The organism is Bulleidia extructa W1219 (assembly GCF_000177375.1).
In the GTDB taxonomy this organism is placed as follows: domain Bacteria; phylum Bacillota_I; class Bacilli_A; order Erysipelotrichales; family Erysipelotrichaceae; genus Bulleidia; species Bulleidia extructa.
The window spans coordinates 1-17332 of record NZ_ADFR01000015.1 but is presented as its reverse complement, the minus strand read 5'-3'; the positions used below and the strand labels follow the sequence as shown (position 1 = coordinate 17332).

The 17332-nt window shown below is 36.5% G+C and carries 23 protein-coding genes and 1 other annotated feature; of the genes, 21 read left to right on the top strand and 2 right to left on the bottom strand.

Going from position 1 to position 17332, the window contains the following annotated elements; genetic code table 11:
* Nucleotides 1-19 precede the first annotated feature (19 nt).
* The 8 genes from HMPREF9013_RS05960 (at nt 20) to HMPREF9013_RS05925 (ending at nt 5328) form a co-directional block, all read left to right on the top strand.
* The gene (locus HMPREF9013_RS05960) at nt 20-847 is read left to right on the top strand and encodes an aminoglycoside phosphotransferase family protein (RefSeq protein WP_006627481.1); all 828 of its coding nucleotides are present in this window, start codon (nt 20-22) and stop codon (nt 845-847) included.
* 35 nt (nt 848-882) lie between these two features.
* Nucleotides 883-1572: a 5'-methylthioadenosine/adenosylhomocysteine nucleosidase gene (locus tag HMPREF9013_RS05955; RefSeq protein WP_006627480.1), complete on the top strand. Its 690-nt coding sequence runs from the start codon at nt 883-885 to the stop codon at nt 1570-1572.
* On the top strand, nt 1562-2383 hold the full coding sequence (locus tag HMPREF9013_RS05950) for a purine-nucleoside phosphorylase (protein ID WP_006627479.1): 822 nt from the start codon (nt 1562-1564) through the stop codon (nt 2381-2383). Before HMPREF9013_RS05955 ends, HMPREF9013_RS05950 begins: the two co-directional genes overlap by 11 nt.
* 55 nt (nt 2384-2438) lie before the next feature.
* Nucleotides 2439-3239: a DNA/RNA non-specific endonuclease gene (locus HMPREF9013_RS05945; protein ID WP_006627478.1), complete on the top strand. Its 801-nt coding sequence runs from the start codon at nt 2439-2441 to the stop codon at nt 3237-3239.
* A gap of 61 nt (nt 3240-3300) precedes the next feature.
* Nucleotides 3301-3642, top strand: a complete 342-nt coding sequence (locus HMPREF9013_RS05940) for an FMN-binding protein (RefSeq protein WP_006627477.1) — start codon at nt 3301-3303, stop codon at nt 3640-3642.
* 28 nt (nt 3643-3670) lie between these two features.
* Complete coding sequence (locus HMPREF9013_RS05935; RefSeq protein WP_006627476.1) at nt 3671-4261, top strand: uracil-DNA glycosylase family protein; 591 nt, start codon at nt 3671-3673, stop codon at nt 4259-4261.
* A 67-nt stretch (nt 4262-4328) separates the two neighbouring features.
* Entirely contained in the window at nt 4329-4619 is a 291-nt protein-coding gene (locus HMPREF9013_RS05930) for an HU family DNA-binding protein (protein ID WP_006627475.1), read from the top strand.
* A gap of 94 nt (nt 4620-4713) precedes the next feature.
* The gene (locus HMPREF9013_RS05925) at nt 4714-5328 is read left to right on the top strand and encodes an ECF transporter S component (protein ID WP_006627474.1); all 615 of its coding nucleotides are present in this window, start codon (nt 4714-4716) and stop codon (nt 5326-5328) included.
* 18 nt (nt 5329-5346) lie between these two features.
* Here the strand turns inward: HMPREF9013_RS05925 and HMPREF9013_RS05920 are convergent, their stop codons facing one another.
* On the bottom strand, nt 5347-5820 hold the full coding sequence (locus tag HMPREF9013_RS05920; protein ID WP_006627473.1) for a peptidylprolyl isomerase: 474 nt from the start codon (nt 5818-5820) through the stop codon (nt 5347-5349).
* A 94-nt stretch (nt 5821-5914) separates the two neighbouring features.
* Between HMPREF9013_RS05920 and HMPREF9013_RS05915 the strand changes: the two genes are divergently transcribed.
* From HMPREF9013_RS05915 to HMPREF9013_RS05880, 8 genes are all read left to right on the top strand, one after another.
* A complete protein-coding gene (locus HMPREF9013_RS05915; protein ID WP_006627472.1) occupies nt 5915-6754 on the top strand; it encodes an undecaprenyl-diphosphate phosphatase in 840 nt (279 codons plus the stop codon).
* Nucleotides 6755-6814: 60 nt separating this feature from the next.
* Nucleotides 6815-7198, top strand: a complete 384-nt coding sequence (locus HMPREF9013_RS05910) for a rhodanese-like domain-containing protein (RefSeq protein ID WP_006627471.1) — start codon at nt 6815-6817, stop codon at nt 7196-7198.
* A 43-nt stretch (nt 7199-7241) separates the two neighbouring features.
* Nucleotides 7242-7477: a binding site (T-box leader), on the top strand.
* Nucleotides 7478-7520: 43 nt separating this feature from the next.
* Nucleotides 7521-8540 carry a methionine ABC transporter ATP-binding protein gene (locus HMPREF9013_RS05905; protein ID WP_006627470.1) on the top strand — a complete coding sequence of 340 codons (1020 nt, stop codon included), beginning with the start codon at nt 7521-7523 and terminating at the stop codon, nt 8538-8540.
* 1 nt (nt 8541) lies between these two features.
* Nucleotides 8542-9198, top strand: a complete 657-nt coding sequence (locus tag HMPREF9013_RS05900) for a methionine ABC transporter permease (RefSeq protein WP_006627469.1) — start codon at nt 8542-8544, stop codon at nt 9196-9198.
* Nucleotides 9199-9223: 25 nt separating this feature from the next.
* Nucleotides 9224-10063 carry a MetQ/NlpA family ABC transporter substrate-binding protein gene (locus HMPREF9013_RS05895; protein WP_006627468.1) on the top strand — a complete coding sequence of 280 codons (840 nt, stop codon included), beginning with the start codon at nt 9224-9226 and terminating at the stop codon, nt 10061-10063.
* A gap of 72 nt (nt 10064-10135) precedes the next feature.
* Entirely contained in the window at nt 10136-11677 is a 1542-nt protein-coding gene (guaA, locus tag HMPREF9013_RS05890) for a glutamine-hydrolyzing GMP synthase (RefSeq protein ID WP_006627467.1), read from the top strand.
* A 227-nt stretch (nt 11678-11904) separates the two neighbouring features.
* Complete coding sequence (locus tag HMPREF9013_RS05885) at nt 11905-12471, top strand: GrpB family protein (RefSeq protein ID WP_006627466.1); 567 nt, start codon at nt 11905-11907, stop codon at nt 12469-12471.
* 90 nt (nt 12472-12561) lie between these two features.
* On the top strand, nt 12562-13326 hold the full coding sequence (locus HMPREF9013_RS05880; RefSeq protein WP_006627465.1) for a class I SAM-dependent methyltransferase: 765 nt from the start codon (nt 12562-12564) through the stop codon (nt 13324-13326).
* A 154-nt stretch (nt 13327-13480) separates the two neighbouring features.
* Here HMPREF9013_RS05880 and HMPREF9013_RS07505 read toward each other — a convergent pair whose 3' ends face one another.
* A complete protein-coding gene (locus tag HMPREF9013_RS07505; protein ID WP_198002139.1) occupies nt 13481-13744 on the bottom strand; it encodes a prefoldin domain-containing protein in 264 nt (87 codons plus the stop codon).
* A gap of 424 nt (nt 13745-14168) precedes the next feature.
* On the opposite strand from HMPREF9013_RS07505, the gene mobC reads away from it, so the two are divergent.
* The 5 genes from mobC to HMPREF9013_RS05845 form a co-directional block, all read left to right on the top strand.
* Complete coding sequence (gene mobC / locus HMPREF9013_RS07640; RefSeq protein ID WP_332247693.1) at nt 14169-14342, top strand: plasmid mobilization relaxosome protein MobC; 174 nt, start codon at nt 14169-14171, stop codon at nt 14340-14342.
* Nucleotides 14342-14719, top strand: coding sequence for a hypothetical protein (locus HMPREF9013_RS07710; RefSeq protein ID WP_006627464.1), 378 nt, complete (start codon nt 14342-14344; stop codon nt 14717-14719). The genes mobC and HMPREF9013_RS07710 overlap by 1 nt, the downstream gene beginning before the upstream one ends.
* Nucleotides 14720-15149: 430 nt before the next feature.
* On the top strand, nt 15150-15359 hold the full coding sequence (locus HMPREF9013_RS05855; protein ID WP_006627463.1) for a helix-turn-helix domain-containing protein: 210 nt from the start codon (nt 15150-15152) through the stop codon (nt 15357-15359).
* 3 nt (nt 15360-15362) lie between these two features.
* On the top strand, nt 15363-16895 hold the full coding sequence (locus HMPREF9013_RS05850) for a type I restriction-modification system subunit M (protein WP_006627462.1): 1533 nt from the start codon (nt 15363-15365) through the stop codon (nt 16893-16895).
* The coding region (locus HMPREF9013_RS05845) for a restriction endonuclease subunit S (protein ID WP_040333713.1) at nt 16885-17332 on the top strand (448 nt) is incomplete at its 3' end. The genes HMPREF9013_RS05850 and HMPREF9013_RS05845, both read left to right, overlap by 11 nt.

The window sequence follows — 17332 nt, the reverse complement described above, 5'->3', positions numbered from 1 at the left end:
TAAAAAAAGAGAATTTGTCATGGCGATCTTTCAATCTTTTCAAAAAGGAGAAATCCAGGAAATCTACCAACAATATGAAGAACAGGGAAGAATGTATGATGTATTTCGTATTGAATGTTCAGCTTGTTCATATATATTAAAAAAAGTAGAAAAACAAGAAATTTTTGTTTATGAAACGTATTTGAAAGATCATCACTTAGCGGTCCCTGACTATTTTGGCTTTCTAAAGACAGAAGAAGGAAATTGGTTGTTGATGGAATATTGCCAAGGAAATGATTTGTCTGAAATGAGGAATGATTTGGTGATGCCGCTGGTTACGAGTCTTTCTCAATTGCAACGAAAATATTGGAAAACCGATATCCAAGACGATCGTTTTGAAAGATATTTAAAAAGGATTCAAAAGAGAGCTGCTTTTTTGAGAAATAGACCAAGATGGGAAAAAATCTATCACATCTTTATAGATCGACAAAAGGAATTGCCCTTAACTCTATCTTGTGGAGATTTATTGGCTTGTCATGTGATAGAAACTAAGAGTGGAGTTAAAATCATCGATTGGGGATTTGGTGGTAAAATGCCCTATACCTTGGATGTGGCTCGTTTCATAGCGCATAGCACCGTCCATAAAAGTACCTTCCCTTTTTACATGAGTGATGAACAAAAAACAATATTTGTACAGAGAATGTATGAAAGATTACCGGAAAAGATGGATCGTAGGCAGTATCAAATAGATTTGGAATTAGCTATTTTCAATGAATATGTGGAATTTATGGAAGCTAAAGAGGACTTTAATCACTATTACGAACGGTCTGGAGAAGTGTTATTGCAAAAAATAGAAGAACACTTTTGAACGCTTTTTAACGTCAAAAAGATAGGAGAAAGTTTATGAAATTGGGAATTATTGGAGCTATGGATATCGAGGTTCAAACTATTTTGCATCAATGCCAAAGTCTTCGGGAACATGAAATCGGACGGTTTAAAATTTATACAGGTAAAATCAATAATCAAGAAGTTGTGGTGATGAAATGTGGTATTGGGAAAGTGCATGCGGCTATCGGTACTCAGTTACTGGTGGATCGATTTGGTGTGGATAAAATACTGAATACCGGTATTGCAGGAGGGCTTAATCCCTCTTTAAAGGTGGGAGATATTGTAGTTAGTACAAAGGTGGCTCATCATGATGTGGATGTCATGAATTTCGGTTATGCCAAGGGGCAAGTACCTCAGCTTCCTTTATGGTTTGAAGCGGATAAAGAGATGATTCATTGGGTTCAAACCATTCGAAGTTTGCAAGCGGGACCGATTGTCTCAGGAGATCAATTCATTCGAGAAGAGACGGTCAAAAAGAAATTGTGGGAAGATTTTAAACCTCTTTGTGTGGAAATGGAGGGATCTGCGATTGCTCAAACCTGTTATTTAAATCAGGTACCCTTTGTGATCATCAGAGCTATTTCTGACCAGGCAGATCATCAAAGTTCACTGACTTATGAGCAGTTTGAAGAACAGGCTGCAAGAGATTGTGCAAAATTAGTTCTAGCATTAGTCATGCAATTAGGAGGAACACATGCGGTATAATAAAGCTTATTTTCAAGAAGCCCTAGATTTTATTCGTACTAAAACGGATATGGTACCGGAAATCGGTTTGATTTTAGGTTCGGGGTTAGGAACTTTAGTGACACAATTGGAAAATACAATCACGATTGCTTATCAAGAGATACCCGGTTTTTTACAAACCACCAATCCATCTCATAAAGGTGAATTGATTTTCGGCTTTCTAAATGGTAAAAAAGTGGTTTGTATGTCAGGTCGTTTCCATTCGTATGAGGGTTTTTCTTTTTCGGAATTGGTTATTCCTGTTCGTTTATTGAAATTGTTGGGGATTCAAATTCTGATGACCACCAATGCGGCAGGAGCGGTAAATGAAAGTTATCGACCTGGGGATGTTATGATCATTCGAGATCACCTGTTTTTTGGCATTGAAAGTCCGATGCGAGGTTTCAATGAAGAAGATTTCGGGTCTCGTTTCTATGATGTTTCCACGTTATATACTCCGGAATTAAGAGAAAAAGCGAAAGAAGTGGCTCGTGATTTTCCTTTAACTTTTCATGAGGGCAATTATTTCTTTATGCAGGGGCCTCATTTTGAGACACCGGCAGAAATTAGGGCCATTCGGATATTAGGGGGAGATACAGTAGGAATGTCCACGGTCACAGAGACTCTGACAGCCGGTCATTGTGGTTTGAAGGTATTGAGTTTTTCGGTTTGTACAAATATGGCTGCCGGTATTTTAGAACAACCACTATCAGATGAAGAAGTCAATGAAGTAGGAAGAAATATATCAAGTCATTTGGCGGCATATATGTATGAATTAGTGGGACAATTATAAAATCCCACTATTTTTTATGGCTTATGAAAAAAACGGGGAATGATAGAATAGAACCATGTGGAAAGAAATTGATTTGATCTGGTTAGGAAGCCTTTCTTGTGTCTTTATCTCTAGCTTTTTTCTATTGATCGCACTAGTCAAGGTGATTTTTCAACCACGAAACCGAAAATGGAGACGGAAATTTCGACAGTATTTTTTAGTGACGGCGTTATTTACTTCCTTTTTGATAACGGAATATTGGCCGAAAAAAATTTCGACAGTGGAAATGGAAACGCCTGTCTCCATTCCAAAATATGAGGGGAAACATGTTGTCGAAATGAATGCGAATATCCCTTATTTTTCAAAAGCGGATTTGCGTCAAAAGGCTTTTGAAATATACCAACCTTTAGATTCATTAGGTAGAGCTAGAATGGCTTATGCTTTATTGGGGGTGCATACATTACCAAAAAAGAAAAGAGAATCCATTGGTATGGTGAAGCCAAGTGGTTGGCAGATGGCCAAGTATGATTTTATTGACGGTAAGTATTTGTATCACCGTTGTCATTTGATCGCTTATGAATTAAGTGGACAAAATGCGAATCCTTTGAATCTGATCACAGGAACCAGACAGTTGAATGTGGAAGAGATGTTACCATATGAGAATCAAGTGGTGCGTTACATTCGTAAAACGGGGAATCATGTCTTATATCGTGTTCGCCCTTTGTATGAAGCAAATGAATTAGTGGCCAGAGGAGTTTTAATGGAAGCACGATCCATTGAAGATGGAGGAAAGGGAATTCATTTTTGCGTCTTCTGTTTTAATGTACAGAAAGGTATTTGGATTGATTATCAAACAGGGAAAAATCGCTTGAATTAATGTTTTGCGTAGGGGTGGAAAATCCTTTATAATGAGGTTGACCAAAGGGAGGATAATACTCATGAAATTAAACAAATTAGTGGTTGCGGCAGCATCAATTGCTTTATTGGCAGGATGCGGTTCTAAGAAGGTTTATAAGGCCGGTACGTATGAAGGAAAGGCGAAAGGTCGTAATGGAGATGTTATGGTTGCGGTAACAGTATCCGATACAGCGATTACAAAAGTAGAGATCAAGGAACATAAAGAAACGGCCGGTCTTGCGGATCCGGCTTTAAAGAATGTTCCTGAAGCCATTGTTAAGAAGAATTCAGTAGAAGTAGATGGTGCTTCTGGTGCTACAATCACTTCCAATGCAATCAAGGAGGCTGTTAAAGCGGCTTTAGCAAACGCAAAGGCTAACTAAACATAGCGTAAGCTATGTTTTTTATCGTATGAACATCGAAGAAATCAAAACCTCCATCATGAATGATGCACCAAATAGGGTATATACTGAAAAAGGCATTGAACCTTTATTTTCAGCTCCCAAAGAGGCAAAATTGGTTATCGTTGGGCAAGCTCCCGGTATTAAAGCGCAAGAAAGTCATTTATATTGGAATGATCCAAGTGGAAATCGCTTGCGAGATTGGCTTGGCTTATCCAGAGAAGAATTCTATCAAACTAATTTGATAGCTCATTTACCAATGGACTTTTATTTTCCCGGAAGTGCAAAAAGAGGTGACTTGGCCCCACGGAAAGGGTTTGCCCAAAAGTGGCATCCGCTCCTTTTAAAACAGTTATCGGAAGTGGAATTATTCCTGTTAATTGGTCAATATGCACAAGCGTATTATTTAAAAGAAAGACGAAAAAAGACGTTAACAGAGACAGTCAAAAACTACTTTAACTATTTGCCGGAATATTTACCACTGGTACATCCTTCAGGAAGAAATGGGATATGGTTGAAGAAAAATCCTTGGTTTGAAGCAGAGATTGTTCCATTTTTACAGAAAAAAATCATAAAAATGGGTATTAAGAGCAAAAAATAAAAGAAACCTATTGAAATTAGTATGAAAATTTAGATAGAATTGAACTAGGTTAAGGAGGCCGAGAATCATGGCAGAACAAGTAACGAAGAAAACTTTAGCTGAAGGCATCGCAGCTGAATATGAAGTATCGAAAAAAGATGCAAATGAATTGGTAAACTTTGTGTTTGATCAAATCACAACAGCTATCAAGAAGGGTGAAGAAGTTTCCATTAACGGTTTTGGTAAATTTGTGGTTGTTGAAAAAGCGGCTCGCGAAGGTTTAAACCCAGCAACTGGTGAGAAGATTAAAATCAAAGCTTCTAAGGCTCCTAAGTTTAAAGCTTCTAAGACTTTGAAAGATTTAGTCAACAGTAAGTAAGTCTAACGAAACTCCTGCGGGAGTTTTTTTGTTGGTAAGATAAATCTGTGCTAAAGTAGGGATGATAAAATAATATCGGAAATAAGGAGCTTTTATGCAAATAAAATCAGAAACACAGCACTTTACAGTCTTGGCTTTTTTTATAGCAATCGAACTGCTGCTGGCATTGACCCCTCTTGGCTATTTGAATGTAGGAGTGATTTCAATCACTTTAATGCATTTGCCGGTGATTTTATCCGGTGTGTTTATGGGGAAAAAAGAAGGAGCGATCATTGGTTTTGTGTTTGGTTTAGCCAGTTTTCTAAGAGCAACTTTTGCGCCAAATTTAACAAGCTTTTGTTTTACACCATTTTATTCGGTTGGAAACGTGCAAGGAAATATATTTAGTTTGGTAATTTGTTTTGGACCACGAATCTTTTTAGGATGGTTTGCCGGATTTTTGAAAAACTTTGGAAAAAAACGGTTCTCTGAATTACCTTGGATGATGGCTCTATCGGTGATTTGTACTTTGGTGCATACGATAAGTGTTATGGGTTTGATTTGGCTTGTCTTCGGGTCGGTTTATTCAAGAGTGGTTGGCGTTGGCGTTGGATCGGTGATTGTAACTGTGTTATTAAGCAATGGCTTATTTGAAATGATGGCGGCGGGGATGATGGTTCCTTTCATGTATCGAGCTCTAAAACCGATTCGTGAAAAAATGAATATTTAAAAAAGGCCGAAGCCTTTTTTAGTTTTCAATATAAACACGTTTCATGATAACAGGATGAGTTGGTTTATCCTGGAATCCAGTCGGTGTCATTGCGATTTCATCTACAACATCCATGCCATCTACAACTTTTCCAAAAGCAGCGTAATGGCCATCTAAATAGGAAGCATCAGCGTGCATAATAAAAAATTGAGAACTGGCAGAGTTTGGATCTTGTGAACGAGCCATTGAGATGACTCCACGTTTGTGAGGTAGCGGGTTTTGGATTCCGTTACTTGCAAATTCACCAATGATATTCGTTTCTGATCCGCCCATGCCATTGCCAAGTGGATCGCCTCCTTGAATCATAAAACCGGGAATAATTCTATGAAAGGTCAATCCGTTATAAAATCCTTTCTTGACTAAGCTTTCGAAATTTTCTACTGTTTTTGGAGCAGCGTTGACGTCTAATTTAATTTTAATCACACCACCATTATCCATTTCAATTACAATCATTTTAGGTCTCCTTTTAGTTACCATTATACACAATTCTCAAATTGCATTGCCTATATGATAATGATAAAATACATAAGATATTGAGGTGGATGGTATGGCTTTTGTTTGGAATATTTTCAAAGCTGTTTTATATGGCATTATGCAGGGGATTACGGAATGGTTACCGATTAGTTCAACAGGACATTTGATTTTGATGGAGAATTTCTTACCTTTAAAGGTATATACGGATCCTGCTATGAACACGGCTTTTTGGAATTTATTTAAAGTGGTGATCCAATTTGGTAGTATTTTGGCAGTTCTTTTATTGTATTGGAAAAAATTGACTTATGGTAAGAGGGCGACTTTGGAGAAGAAAAGAAGAACGCAACGGCTTTGGTTATTGGTGGTCATTGCTTCTATACCGTTGGTGGTTGGAGTGGTGATTGATAAGCTGGTGGATACGGTATTGAGTAGTTCGTATGTGATTGCGGTAGCTTTGATAGTGTATGGCATCCTCTTTATTTGGATGGAGCATCGGGAACATGATGTTCTTATTGATCGAGTGGGCTATATTATGCCAAAAGATGCGATTTCGGTCGGTTTATTCCAACTGTTGGCAGTCATTCCTGGTACCAGCCGTTCGGGATCTACTATTTTGGGAGCTACTTTGATGGGATTTGATCGTAAGACAGCGATGGAATTTAGCTTTTTTATGGCAATTCCGGCTATGTTTGGGGCTTCTTTATTGAAACTGGTCAAGGCAAAAATTGCGTTTAATTGGTATGCAGTTATGATTTTATTGGTGGGTATCATCGTTAGTTTTTTGGTTTCTATCGTGGCGATTCAACGCTTATTAAAATATATCCGTAAGCATGATTTCACGATTTTTGGGGTATATCGTATCATTTTAGGGATCGTTGTTCTGATTTTTAGTTTTGTTGGATTTGTTCATTAAGAGGCATCTGAGAAGATGCTTTTTATATTCTTTGGTATAGTGATACCAGAGGTGATAAAAATGAAAAAATGGTTTGTTTTAATGGTTTTATTTGGTTTGGTTTTGACTGGCTGTGCTGGTTCTTCCAATAAAAATGGATATACTTCTATTTCACAAGAAAAGGCTATTGAGATGATGAAATCCTTAAAAGATTATCGGATTGTGGACGTTCGTCGTGAAGAAGAATTTCGTGAAGGGCATATTGAGGGAGCTATTTTGGTTCCGAATGAAAGTATTCAAAATGAAGCTCCAAAGGAGTTGCCTCGAAAAGATCAACCAATTTTTGTGTATTGTCGAAGTGGAAATAGAAGTCGGCAAGCAGCGAAAAAGTTAGTGGCTTTAGGGTATACTAAGGTTTATGAGATGGGTGGTATTGGTACTTGGCCAGGCAAGATCGTTCGTTGATGAAAAAATTTGACAAACGGAAAATTAACAGTACAATTCTACATATACAGCGATGAAAAGAAGAGTAGCCAGAAAATAGTTGTCTTAGAGAGTCCCGGCAGCTGAAAAGGGAACAAGGAAGGTTTGGTGAATATGGTCTTGGAGCTTTGGTGTCGATCGTTAGGCATCAACGGGATGTCCCGTTATAGACGCGGAGTATGTTGGTACTCTATGAGGCATGTATCGTGAGGTATATGTGAATTAAGGTGGTAACACGAGATGATCTATCCCGTCCTTATAAGCAGGACGGGATTTTTGCATAGAAAAAAAGGGGATGGAAAAGATGATCGAAATTAAAAATGTGACTAAAACATTTTCTACGAAATCGGAAAATATTCATGCGGTCAATGAAGTATCGCTTAGCATTCAAGATGGAGAGATATTTGGTATCATCGGCTATTCAGGTGCCGGTAAAAGTACATTGATTCGTTTGATTAATCAACTTGAAACACAAACAACGGGTGATATTTTCATTGATGAGGTGAATATCAAGCAACTTAGTCAGAAAGAATTGCGTTTTCAAAGACAAAGTATCGGCATGATTTTTCAGCACTTTAATCTTCTTTGGAGTCGAACGGTTCAAAAGAATATCGAATTGCCTTTGGAATTGGCTGGTGTTTCTAAAGAAGAACGTCAGAAGCAGGCAAAAGAATTGATTGAATTGGTTGGCTTGACCGGTCGCGAGAACGCTTATCCGAGTGAATTATCAGGTGGTCAGAAGCAAAGAGTGGGTATTGCTAGAGCCCTAGCAAATCACCCTAAGATTCTTTTATGTGATGAAGCCACTTCTGCTTTGGATCCGGAAACGACAGAACAGATTCTATCATTATTACGAGAAATTAATCAGAAGTTGCGTTTGACGATTGTGATGATCACACATCAAATGGAGGTGGTTCAAAAGATTTGTCATCGCATGGCGGTGATGGAGGAAGGGAGAATGGTTGAAATCGGATTGGTAGAAGAATTATTTTCCCATCCGAAACACGCGGTGACTCGAAAATTTGTACAGAATATTGAGGCGGATCAATCCATTGAGGACTTGGCGGAAAGTTTAAAGAAGCGATATCCGGAAGGTCAATTATTACGAGTTTCATTTACCGGCAATAATGCCGATCAACCGATTATCATCAAGGCTGCTCGAAAAGTATCCTTTGATGTTTCTATTGTGGAATCCAATATTTCTCAATCAGCGAGTGGACCAATGGGAGTCACATACATTCATTTGAGTAATGGAAATAAAGAAGATTATGGGTGTTTTATGAAAATGTTAGAACAAAGTCATGTTGGTGTGGAGGTTCTTTGAAATGGCAAAAACAGTGAATATGGAACAACTTTTAACGGCTGTTTGGGAAACGGTTTATATGACTTCTATTTCTTTGGCGGTATCGGTGATTTTGGGTTTGTTGATAGGGATTTTATTATATGGGACGCAAAGCGATGGTTTATTTCCAAATCGATTCATTCATCGAATCTCGGATATGGTTATTAATGTTCTTCGAGCTATTCCGTTTATTATTTTATTGATATTGGCCATTCCCTTAGCGAAATTTTTTGCGAAAAGTATGTTGGGAGCTAAAGCGGCTTTGCCGTCTTTGATTTTAGCTTCATCCCCTTTCTTTGCTCGAATGTGTGTCATTGCTTTTCAAGAGGTGAATAAAGGAACGATTGAAGCCAGTAAATCAATGGGAGCTTCAAACTGGCAAATTATTACAAAAGTTTTATTACCTGAATCTTTACCGGCGATTGTGTCGGGAATCACCGTGACAGGAATTGCCTTAATTTCTTATACTGCCATGGCAGGAGCTATTGGGGCTGGCGGTCTTGGTAATCTTGCGTATTTATATGGCTTTGCACGAGATAACAAGCCGGTTGTCTACACTTCAACCGCTATTATTATTGCAATCGTATTTTTGATGCAATGGGTTGGTGATACAATTGTAAAACGAATAGATAAGCGATAGGTAAATCGTAAAGGAGAGAATTAGTATGAATAAATGGATAAAAGTGGTAGCGATTTCTAGTTTGGCACTGAGCTTAATAGCTTGTGGGAGTGGTTCTAAAGAATCTTCTCATCAAGATGGAAAGTTAAAAGTGGCCGCTACGGCCAATCCTCATGGGACAATTTTAGAAAAAGCGAAGCCGATCTTGAAAGAGAAATATGGAATTGAATTAGAAGTTTCAATCACAGATGATTATTATATCCCAAATGAAGCCGTTTCCGGTGGCAGTGCAGATGCGAACTTCTTTCAACATGTACCATTCTTTGATAATCAAAAGAAAGAGAAAGGATATAAGCTTGTAAATGTAGGGGGTGTGCATATTGAACCGTTTGGAATTTATGCGAAGACTATTCGGAAAGTGAGTGATGTTAAAGATGGAGCAACCGTTATTATTTCAAACTCTGTAGCAGATAACGGCCGTATTTTGTCGATTTTAAATGAGGCCGGTTTGATTAAATTGCCGGCGAATGCGAATGTTTTGAAAACAACGATTGCAGATATTGATAATGATACTAATAATCCAAAGCACTTAAAGTTCAAGGAGGTTAAACCGGAATTATTGGCGACGGCTTACGCTAATGGCGAAGGCGATTTAGTGGCTATCAATGGGAACTATGCGATCTCGGCCGGTTTAAAACCTAGTCAAGATGCACTGATTTTAGAAAAGGCCACTGCGAAGAATCCGTATGTGAATATCGTTGTTTGCCAAGAAGGACATGAAAAGGATAAGAAGATTAAAGCGTTGGTGGAAGTGTTACAATCGAAGGAAATCAAGGATTTTATTAAGTCTAATTGGTCGGATGGATCGGTGATTCCATCGGAATAGGGTTTTGGTTGAAAAGAGGGTGAAGAACCTTCTTTTTTTTGATATAGTATCTTTATTAAAGAGGAAAATAAAATGGCAGATAAAATTATTGTTTTAGATTTTGGTAGTCAATATAATCAATTAATTGCTCGTCGTGTTCGTGAGTTTGGGGTGTATTCCGAACTGCACCCCGGGGATATGAAGTTAAATGATATCCTAGAGATGAAAGATGTGAAGGGAATTATTTTTTCGGGTGGTCCTAATTCTGTGTATGAAGAGGGGGCTCCGAAGTGTGATCCGGCTATTTTTACCTCCGGTCTTCCGATTTTGGGAATTTGTTATGGAATGCAGATGACCCATCAAATGTTAGGAGGCGAAGTAAAAGGCTCAGACAAGAAAGAATATGGGCGGACAGAGGTTATTTTTGATACGGATAATGATTTATTGAGAGGACTTCCTGAAAAACAAATCGTTTGGATGAGCCATGGGGATCAGGTAACTAAATTAGCGGATGGATTTATTGGAATTGGTCAAAGTGCCACTTGCCCGTTAGTGGCTTCAATGGATATGGAAAGAAATATATATACGCTTCAGTTCCATCCGGAAGTGCGCCATAGTGAATATGGTTTGGTTATGTTACGGAATTTTGTGTTTAATATTTGCCATGCAAAAGCGAACTGGTCGATGAAGGATTTTATTCATCAGCAAGTAAGTGAGATTCGAACTAAGGTTGGTTCGGATAAGGTTTTGTTAGCTTTATCGGGTGGTGTAGATTCTTCGGTTGTGGCAGCTTTGTTGCATAAAGCGATTGGGAGTCAGCTGCATTGTATGTTTATTGATCATGGTTTATTACGTAAAGGAGAAGCTGAATCGGTGATGAAAACCTTCGCTAAGAATATGAATATTCAGTTGACGAAGGTGGATGCTTCGAAACGATTCTTAAATAAGCTGAAGGGTGTTTCGGATCCGGAACAGAAGCGCAAGATTATTGGTAATGAATTTGTGTATACGTTTCAAGATGAGGTTCAAAAGTTATTGAAAGGTGTGGATATTCACTGGTTGGCTCAAGGAACTTTATATACGGATGTGATTGAATCCGGTACGAAGACGGCTCAGACCATCAAGTCGCATCATAATGTGGGAGGACTGCCGGAGGATTTGAATTTCAAGTTGATTGAACCTTTGAATAAGTTGTTTAAGGACGAAGTTCGTACTTTAGGAATTGAGCTTGGTTTACCGGAAGAAATGGTATGGAGACAACCTTTCCCGGGACCTGGGTTAGGAATTCGGGTTCTTGGTGAAATTAGTGAAGAAAAGTTAGAAATTGTTCGTGATTCGGATTTGATTTTACGGGAAGAGATTAATAAGGCTGGTCTACAGAGAGAAATTTGGCAGTATTTTACTTGTTTGCCGAATATTCGTTCGGTTGGTGTTATGGGAGATCAAAGAACGTATGATTATACGGTGGTGGTTCGGGCTGTGACTTCTATTGATGGGATGACAGCGGATTGGGCTAGGATTCCATATGAGGTGTTGGATCGGATTTCAACGCGTATTGTTAATGAGGTTCAACATGTCAATCGGGTTGCTTTGGATATAACGTCAAAGCCGCCTGGGACGATAGAGTGGGAATAGAGTAACAAATATGTTTCTGTTGTAAAACTGTTGAAAACAGTGGTTTTTAGCGATTTGCAGGAGCAAAAAACTCCTGAATGATACTGTTTTGATACTAAAAAGGTGAAAAAGCAGGTCTAAAAGGGAGTTGTTGAATTTAGGTCGATAGTTTAGGAAGCCTTCCATCATTTTGGTGGGAGGCTTTTGTAAAAATAGTGAGTTGTAAATCGGAATTGTAGAGGTTAGATATGAATAAAAAATTGGAGGAAATGAGTTTAAAAGAGCTTTGGCAACTGTTTCCGATATTTTTAGTTAAACATAATAAAGAGTGGATAAAATGGTATGAAGAAGAAAGAAAATCAATATTATCAGCAGTGCCGAGTAAAAGCATAAAAAGAATATCTCATATCGGAAGCACGGCTATATCAGGAATATGGGCAAAAAATATTGTGGATGTATTAGTTGAAGTAAACGACAAGGCAGATTTAGATATTGTTAAAAATATTCTAATAAACAAGGGTTGGCTATGTATGAATATGACTGAAGCCCGCATTACATTAAACAAAGGCTACACAGAACAAGGATTTGCTGAAAAAGTATTTCATCTTCATATTAGAATTGCCGGAGATAATGATGAATTATATTTCAGAGATTATTTGAATGAGTATAAGGAAATAGCCAAAGGATATGAAACTTTAAAATTATCCCTTTGGAAAGAATTTAAACATGATAGAGATGGATATACTGAAGCAAAAACAGATTTTATAAGAAAATATACAAATTTAGCAAAAAGTTTATATGGGAAAAGATATTAACCAAATCAGAATTTGTAGAGGTGAGAAAAATGTAATGGCAACATATTCAACTTAAATCGAAATAATATAAAATTACGAGGAGATTATAAGATGAACAATTATATAAAATTAAATGAAGATAGATGGAATAATGTAAAAAATGACTATACTGAGCCATTGACACATGAAGAATTAGAAGAAGTTAGAAATAATCCAATTTCTGTTGCATTAACTGTTGGGAAAAAAGTTCCAAAAGAATGGTTTGAAAAAGCTAACGGAAAAAAGATATTAGGTTTAGCTTGTGGTGGTGGACAGCAGGGACCAGTTTTTGCCATAAAAGGTTATGATGTAACCATAATGGATTTTTCTAAATCACAATTACAAAGAGATGATATGGTTGCTAAAAGAGAAGGCTTAAAAATCAACACAGTTCAAGGCGATATGACAAAACCATTTCCATTTGAAAATGAAACTTTTGATATTATTTTTAATCCGGTTTCAAATGTATATGTAGAAGATTTAGAAAACATATATAAAGAAGCCTCTCGAGTATTGAAAAAGGGTGGATTGTTAATGGTCGGATTTATGAATACTTGGATATACATGTATGATGCTGACATTGTGTGGGACAAACCCGATGAGGAATTACTTTTAAAGTTTTCAATACCTTTTAATTCAAAAGAGCTTGAAGAGGAAGGCAAGATAACCATAAATCCAGAATATGGATATGAATTTAGCCATACCTTAGAAACTCAGATTAGAGGACAACTTAAAAATGGTCTCGCTATGATAGATTTTTATGAATCGTGTGACAAAAGACATAGATTATCACGTTATGGAAATGACTACATAGCTACACTTTGCATTAAACTATAATGTTATAGAACATACTTCAGGAGAATAGCCCGTTTTATTTTCCGTAAGGGTTAAAATCTAAACCCCAGTTTGTCGGGCTCATTCGATAAATAATATAGCGAAAGCACATGACTTTAAGATCCAACAATCTTTCAGCTACGTGCTTTTTCTATGCTTACTTTCTAATATCCGGTGGAACCTTAGCGGTTATACCTTTTCTGTAAAATTTTACATTGCTTTCTTCAAAAGGAACATAATCTTTTTTCAGACTGTCAGGATAGTTAGATTTCCAATCTTGCAAGGCTTCTTTCGTAATTTCGTTATTCTCATATTTTTCTTTCATTTTCTGCCACTGTTCAAGCATATTACGGATTCTAAGAATAGCCTCACTGCCAAAATATGCACCTGTGATAGTATATTCAGGATCTTCGCCATTCATAATAACCTGTTTATATTAAACTCAATACTGTCATTCAACTCAAATAAGAATCGTATAAGATCATATTCCGTGTATGTATAGTAAAAATATTATTTTCAGTGAGATAGCAAGCATATACTTTTTGACTACAGTCGAAAAAGTAGGCTTGTAAGTCGAAAATTCGGTTTAATCAATTTTAGGAAGATCGTAAAACCCCGAAGAAGAAAGGAGTAATGAAAAATGTCAAAGACCGTTAACCGTAAAAACAATTGTACCGTTCATTTCATGGTGAACGAAGGAGATATAAATGATTTAACCGAAGATTTGTATTGACTAATTTAAGAATAGAAGAGAATTTTACCGAGATAGCATTTTCAAAAACAGGATTATCAGTATTAACATATCTGGAGAGTTTAGAAAATAACTAGGGAAATTATCTTCTCTTATCAGTCGCAATTCAGCGAACCTGAATCAGATTGCAAAGGTAGCAAACAGTACAGGGGTTGTTTATAAAAATGATATTGAAAGTATTAAGAAAGCTTTGCGGAGAGAACTGCTTTTCCTAATAGACTTTAGAGAAAAAGTATCGGATTTTATTATCAACAAAGTAATAAGCTAATGGCAGTTACAAAGATATATCCGATTAAAATAACACTGAAAAAGGCAATAGATTATATCTATAACGGAGATAAAACCGATGATGAAATTTATGTTACAACGCACCTGTGCAGCAGAGAAAATGCTCATAAGGAATTTGAACTAACAAAGAAACAGTTTAACTCAAGAACAAAGATTATTGGAGTTAATGACACAGAAGAAAAAATCAAAAATAGAATTCTGGATAAGGACAGAAAATTTGGCAATATCATAGATATTAAAAATAACGATAAAGCCAAGTTTAACAAAGGATATGAGCGTTGGGCAATAAAGCATAATATGAAGGCAGCTATCGGTACTATGATTATAATTTATGAAAAAGATTTTGGTTCAATGTAAGAACTGGAAAAGGCTATTGATAGAAATTTCTTTGAAAAGAATGAGCTGAAATGAGAATTTGATAAGCTGTCATGGGAACAAAAAAGGGATAAAGGAAGTTGTAAAATATATTCAAACTTGTATTAGCAAAAGAGAACATTACGAGGGGTATCGTAAAAATCCGAATGATAAAATTTACATGATGATGAACAGAAAAGATGTTGAAGCATATCAGAAATCATATGAGGAAATAAATGCTTTTCTTAAGCAATTTCCACATTTGAGGCATGTGGTCGTAGGACTACATCGACTTCTTATGTTTTTATATTGATAAAATATAAAGAATAGTAGAATATAAAATTAAAATAGAGAGAACGCTATATTTTTATGTCTAAATATGATATAATATCCTAAATTGAGTTTGGGGACTTATAGAAAGTGAGGAAATTTAATGAAAGCTAATTATAAAAGACTGTGGCATATTTTATTAGATAGGGACATGAAAAAGAAAGAATTAGCCCAAATATCTGGAGTTAGTACATATACTATCAACAAGCTTAATAAGAACGATAATGTAACGGTCGAAGTTTTAGGTAAGATTTGTAAAGCTTTGGATTGCACATTAGACGATATTATGGAATTTGAAGAGGATGGGGAATAAAGAATGGCTGGAAAAAACAATGCAAATATAGGCTTTGAAAAACAAATTTGGGACGCAGCTTGCGTTCTTTGGGGACATATTCCTGCTGCTGAATATAGAAAAGTAATTGTTGGACTTATTTTTCTTCGTTATATATCCAGTGCCTTTGAAAAACGTTATGAAGAACTTTTAAAAGAAGGCGATGGTTTTGAAAACGATAGGGATGCATATGTAGAAGAAAATATATTTTTTGTGCCGGAAGAAGCTCGTTGGAGTAAGATTTCTTCTGCTGCACACACACCTGAAATTGGTACAGTGATTGATGACGCAATGAGAGCGATTGAAAAAGAAAATGTGAGTTTAAAAAATGTTTTGCCTAAGAATTATGCCAGCCCTGATTTGGATAAAAGAGTATTAGGGGAAGTTGTTGACTTATTTACTAACGAAGTAAAAATGGACGAAACAGAAGCAAGTAAAGATTTGCTGGGTAGGACGTATGAATATTGTATTGCTCAGTTTGCTGCTTATGAAGGAACAAAAGGCGGTGAATTTTATACGCCTTCGAGTATTGTAAAAACTATCGTTGCTATATTGAAACCGTTCAATAACTGTCGAGTGTATGATCCTTGTTGTGGCAGTGGTGGTATGTTTGTGCAAAGTGAAAAATTTGTACAGGCTCATAGCGACAATCGAGGGAATATTTCTGTTTATGGGCAGGAATCTAATGCAGACACATGGAAGATGGCGAAAATGAATATGGCAATAAGAGGAATTGATGCCAATTTCGGTTCCTACCATGCCGATACATTTTTTAATGACATCCATAAAACATTAAAATCAGATTTCATTATGGCAAATCCACCATTTAATCTTTCTAATTGGGGTGCAGATAAATTAAAAGATGATGTTAGGTGGAAATATGGAACTCCGCCATCGGGGAATGCAAACTATGCGTGGATACAACATATGATTCACCACTTAGCACCTAATGGGAAAATAGGTTTAGTACTTGCTAATGGAGCATTATCATCCCAATCTTCCGGAGAGGGAGAAATAAGGAAAAAGATTATAGAAGATGATCTTGTTGAAGGGATTGTAGCTTTACCGACACAGTTATTTTATAGCGTTACTATTCCAGTGACATTATGGTTCATTACTAAAAATAAAAAGCAAAAAGGAAAGACGCTTTTTATTGATGCCAGAAAAATGGGATATATGGTTGATAGAAAGCATAGAGACTTTACGGAAGGGATACAAGAAGATGGAAGTCTTGGAGATATTGACTTATTAGCAAAAACCTTTGAAGATTTTCAAAATGGAGAATTAGAGGAGAAAAAAGGATTTTCTGCTATAGCGTCAATAGAAGATATAGCAAAACAAGACTATATCTTAACTCCTGGTCGATATGTGGGAATTGAAGAACAGGAAGATGATGGAGAGCCTTTTGAAAAAAAGATGACAAGACTGACCTCAGAACTTTCAGATATGTTCAAGAAATCTCATGAATTGGAAGAGGAGATTCGTAAGAAGCTGGGGGCGATTGGATATGAAGTATAAAAGATACGCTCTTTCGGAATTGGTGATGATTAAATATGGGAAAAATCAGAAAAAAGTTCATTCAGAGGATGGAAATATTCCTATTTATGGCACTGGAGGATTAATGGGGTATGCGACAACAGCTCTTTATGATAAACCATCTGTTTTGATTGGAAGAAAGGGGACAATAGGAAAAGTTAAATATGTGGAGCATCCATTTTGGACAGTTGATACGCTTTTTTATACTATCATTAATACGGATATTGTACGTCCCAAATACTTATATTATATTATGTCTCTTATAGACCTAAATAACTATAATGAGGGAACAACCATTCCAAGTCTTAGAATAGAAACTCTTAACAGGCTTGAATTTGATATTCCATCAATAGAAGAACAAGAAATAGTGCTTTCTTGTCTTAATCCGATAGATGAAAAAATAGAATTAAACAATACGA

Coding starts and splice junctions, on each gene's coding strand:
- HMPREF9013_RS05900 (WP_006627469.1), top strand. CDS start 8,542: ATGGCAAAAACAGTGAATATGGAACAACTTTTAACGGCTGTTTGGGAA.
- HMPREF9013_RS05880 (WP_006627465.1), top strand. CDS start 12,562: ATGAACAATTATATAAAATTAAATGAAGATAGATGGAATAATGTAAAA.
- HMPREF9013_RS05945 (WP_006627478.1), top strand. CDS start 2,439: ATGTGGAAAGAAATTGATTTGATCTGGTTAGGAAGCCTTTCTTGTGTC.
- HMPREF9013_RS07710 (WP_006627464.1), top strand. CDS start 14,342: ATGGCAGTTACAAAGATATATCCGATTAAAATAACACTGAAAAAGGCA.
- HMPREF9013_RS07505 (WP_198002139.1), bottom strand. CDS start 13,744: ATGAATGGCGAAGATCCTGAATATACTATCACAGGTGCATATTTTGGC.
- guaA (WP_006627467.1), top strand. CDS start 10,136: ATGGCAGATAAAATTATTGTTTTAGATTTTGGTAGTCAATATAATCAA.
- HMPREF9013_RS05855 (WP_006627463.1), top strand. CDS start 15,150: ATGAAAGCTAATTATAAAAGACTGTGGCATATTTTATTAGATAGGGAC.
- HMPREF9013_RS05935 (WP_006627476.1), top strand. CDS start 3,671: ATGAACATCGAAGAAATCAAAACCTCCATCATGAATGATGCACCAAAT.
- HMPREF9013_RS05940 (WP_006627477.1), top strand. CDS start 3,301: ATGAAATTAAACAAATTAGTGGTTGCGGCAGCATCAATTGCTTTATTG.
- HMPREF9013_RS05950 (WP_006627479.1), top strand. CDS start 1,562: ATGCGGTATAATAAAGCTTATTTTCAAGAAGCCCTAGATTTTATTCGT.
- HMPREF9013_RS05930 (WP_006627475.1), top strand. CDS start 4,329: ATGGCAGAACAAGTAACGAAGAAAACTTTAGCTGAAGGCATCGCAGCT.
- HMPREF9013_RS05895 (WP_006627468.1), top strand. CDS start 9,224: ATGAATAAATGGATAAAAGTGGTAGCGATTTCTAGTTTGGCACTGAGC.
- HMPREF9013_RS05905 (WP_006627470.1), top strand. CDS start 7,521: ATGATCGAAATTAAAAATGTGACTAAAACATTTTCTACGAAATCGGAA.
- HMPREF9013_RS05955 (WP_006627480.1), top strand. CDS start 883: ATGAAATTGGGAATTATTGGAGCTATGGATATCGAGGTTCAAACTATT.
- HMPREF9013_RS05920 (WP_006627473.1), bottom strand. CDS start 5,820: ATGATTGTAATTGAAATGGATAATGGTGGTGTGATTAAAATTAAATTA.
- HMPREF9013_RS05885 (WP_006627466.1), top strand. CDS start 11,905: ATGAATAAAAAATTGGAGGAAATGAGTTTAAAAGAGCTTTGGCAACTG.
- HMPREF9013_RS05915 (WP_006627472.1), top strand. CDS start 5,915: ATGGCTTTTGTTTGGAATATTTTCAAAGCTGTTTTATATGGCATTATG.
- HMPREF9013_RS05925 (WP_006627474.1), top strand. CDS start 4,714: ATGCAAATAAAATCAGAAACACAGCACTTTACAGTCTTGGCTTTTTTT.
- HMPREF9013_RS05850 (WP_006627462.1), top strand. CDS start 15,363: ATGGCTGGAAAAAACAATGCAAATATAGGCTTTGAAAAACAAATTTGG.
- HMPREF9013_RS05960 (WP_006627481.1), top strand. CDS start 20: ATGGCGATCTTTCAATCTTTTCAAAAAGGAGAAATCCAGGAAATCTAC.
- HMPREF9013_RS05910 (WP_006627471.1), top strand. CDS start 6,815: ATGAAAAAATGGTTTGTTTTAATGGTTTTATTTGGTTTGGTTTTGACT.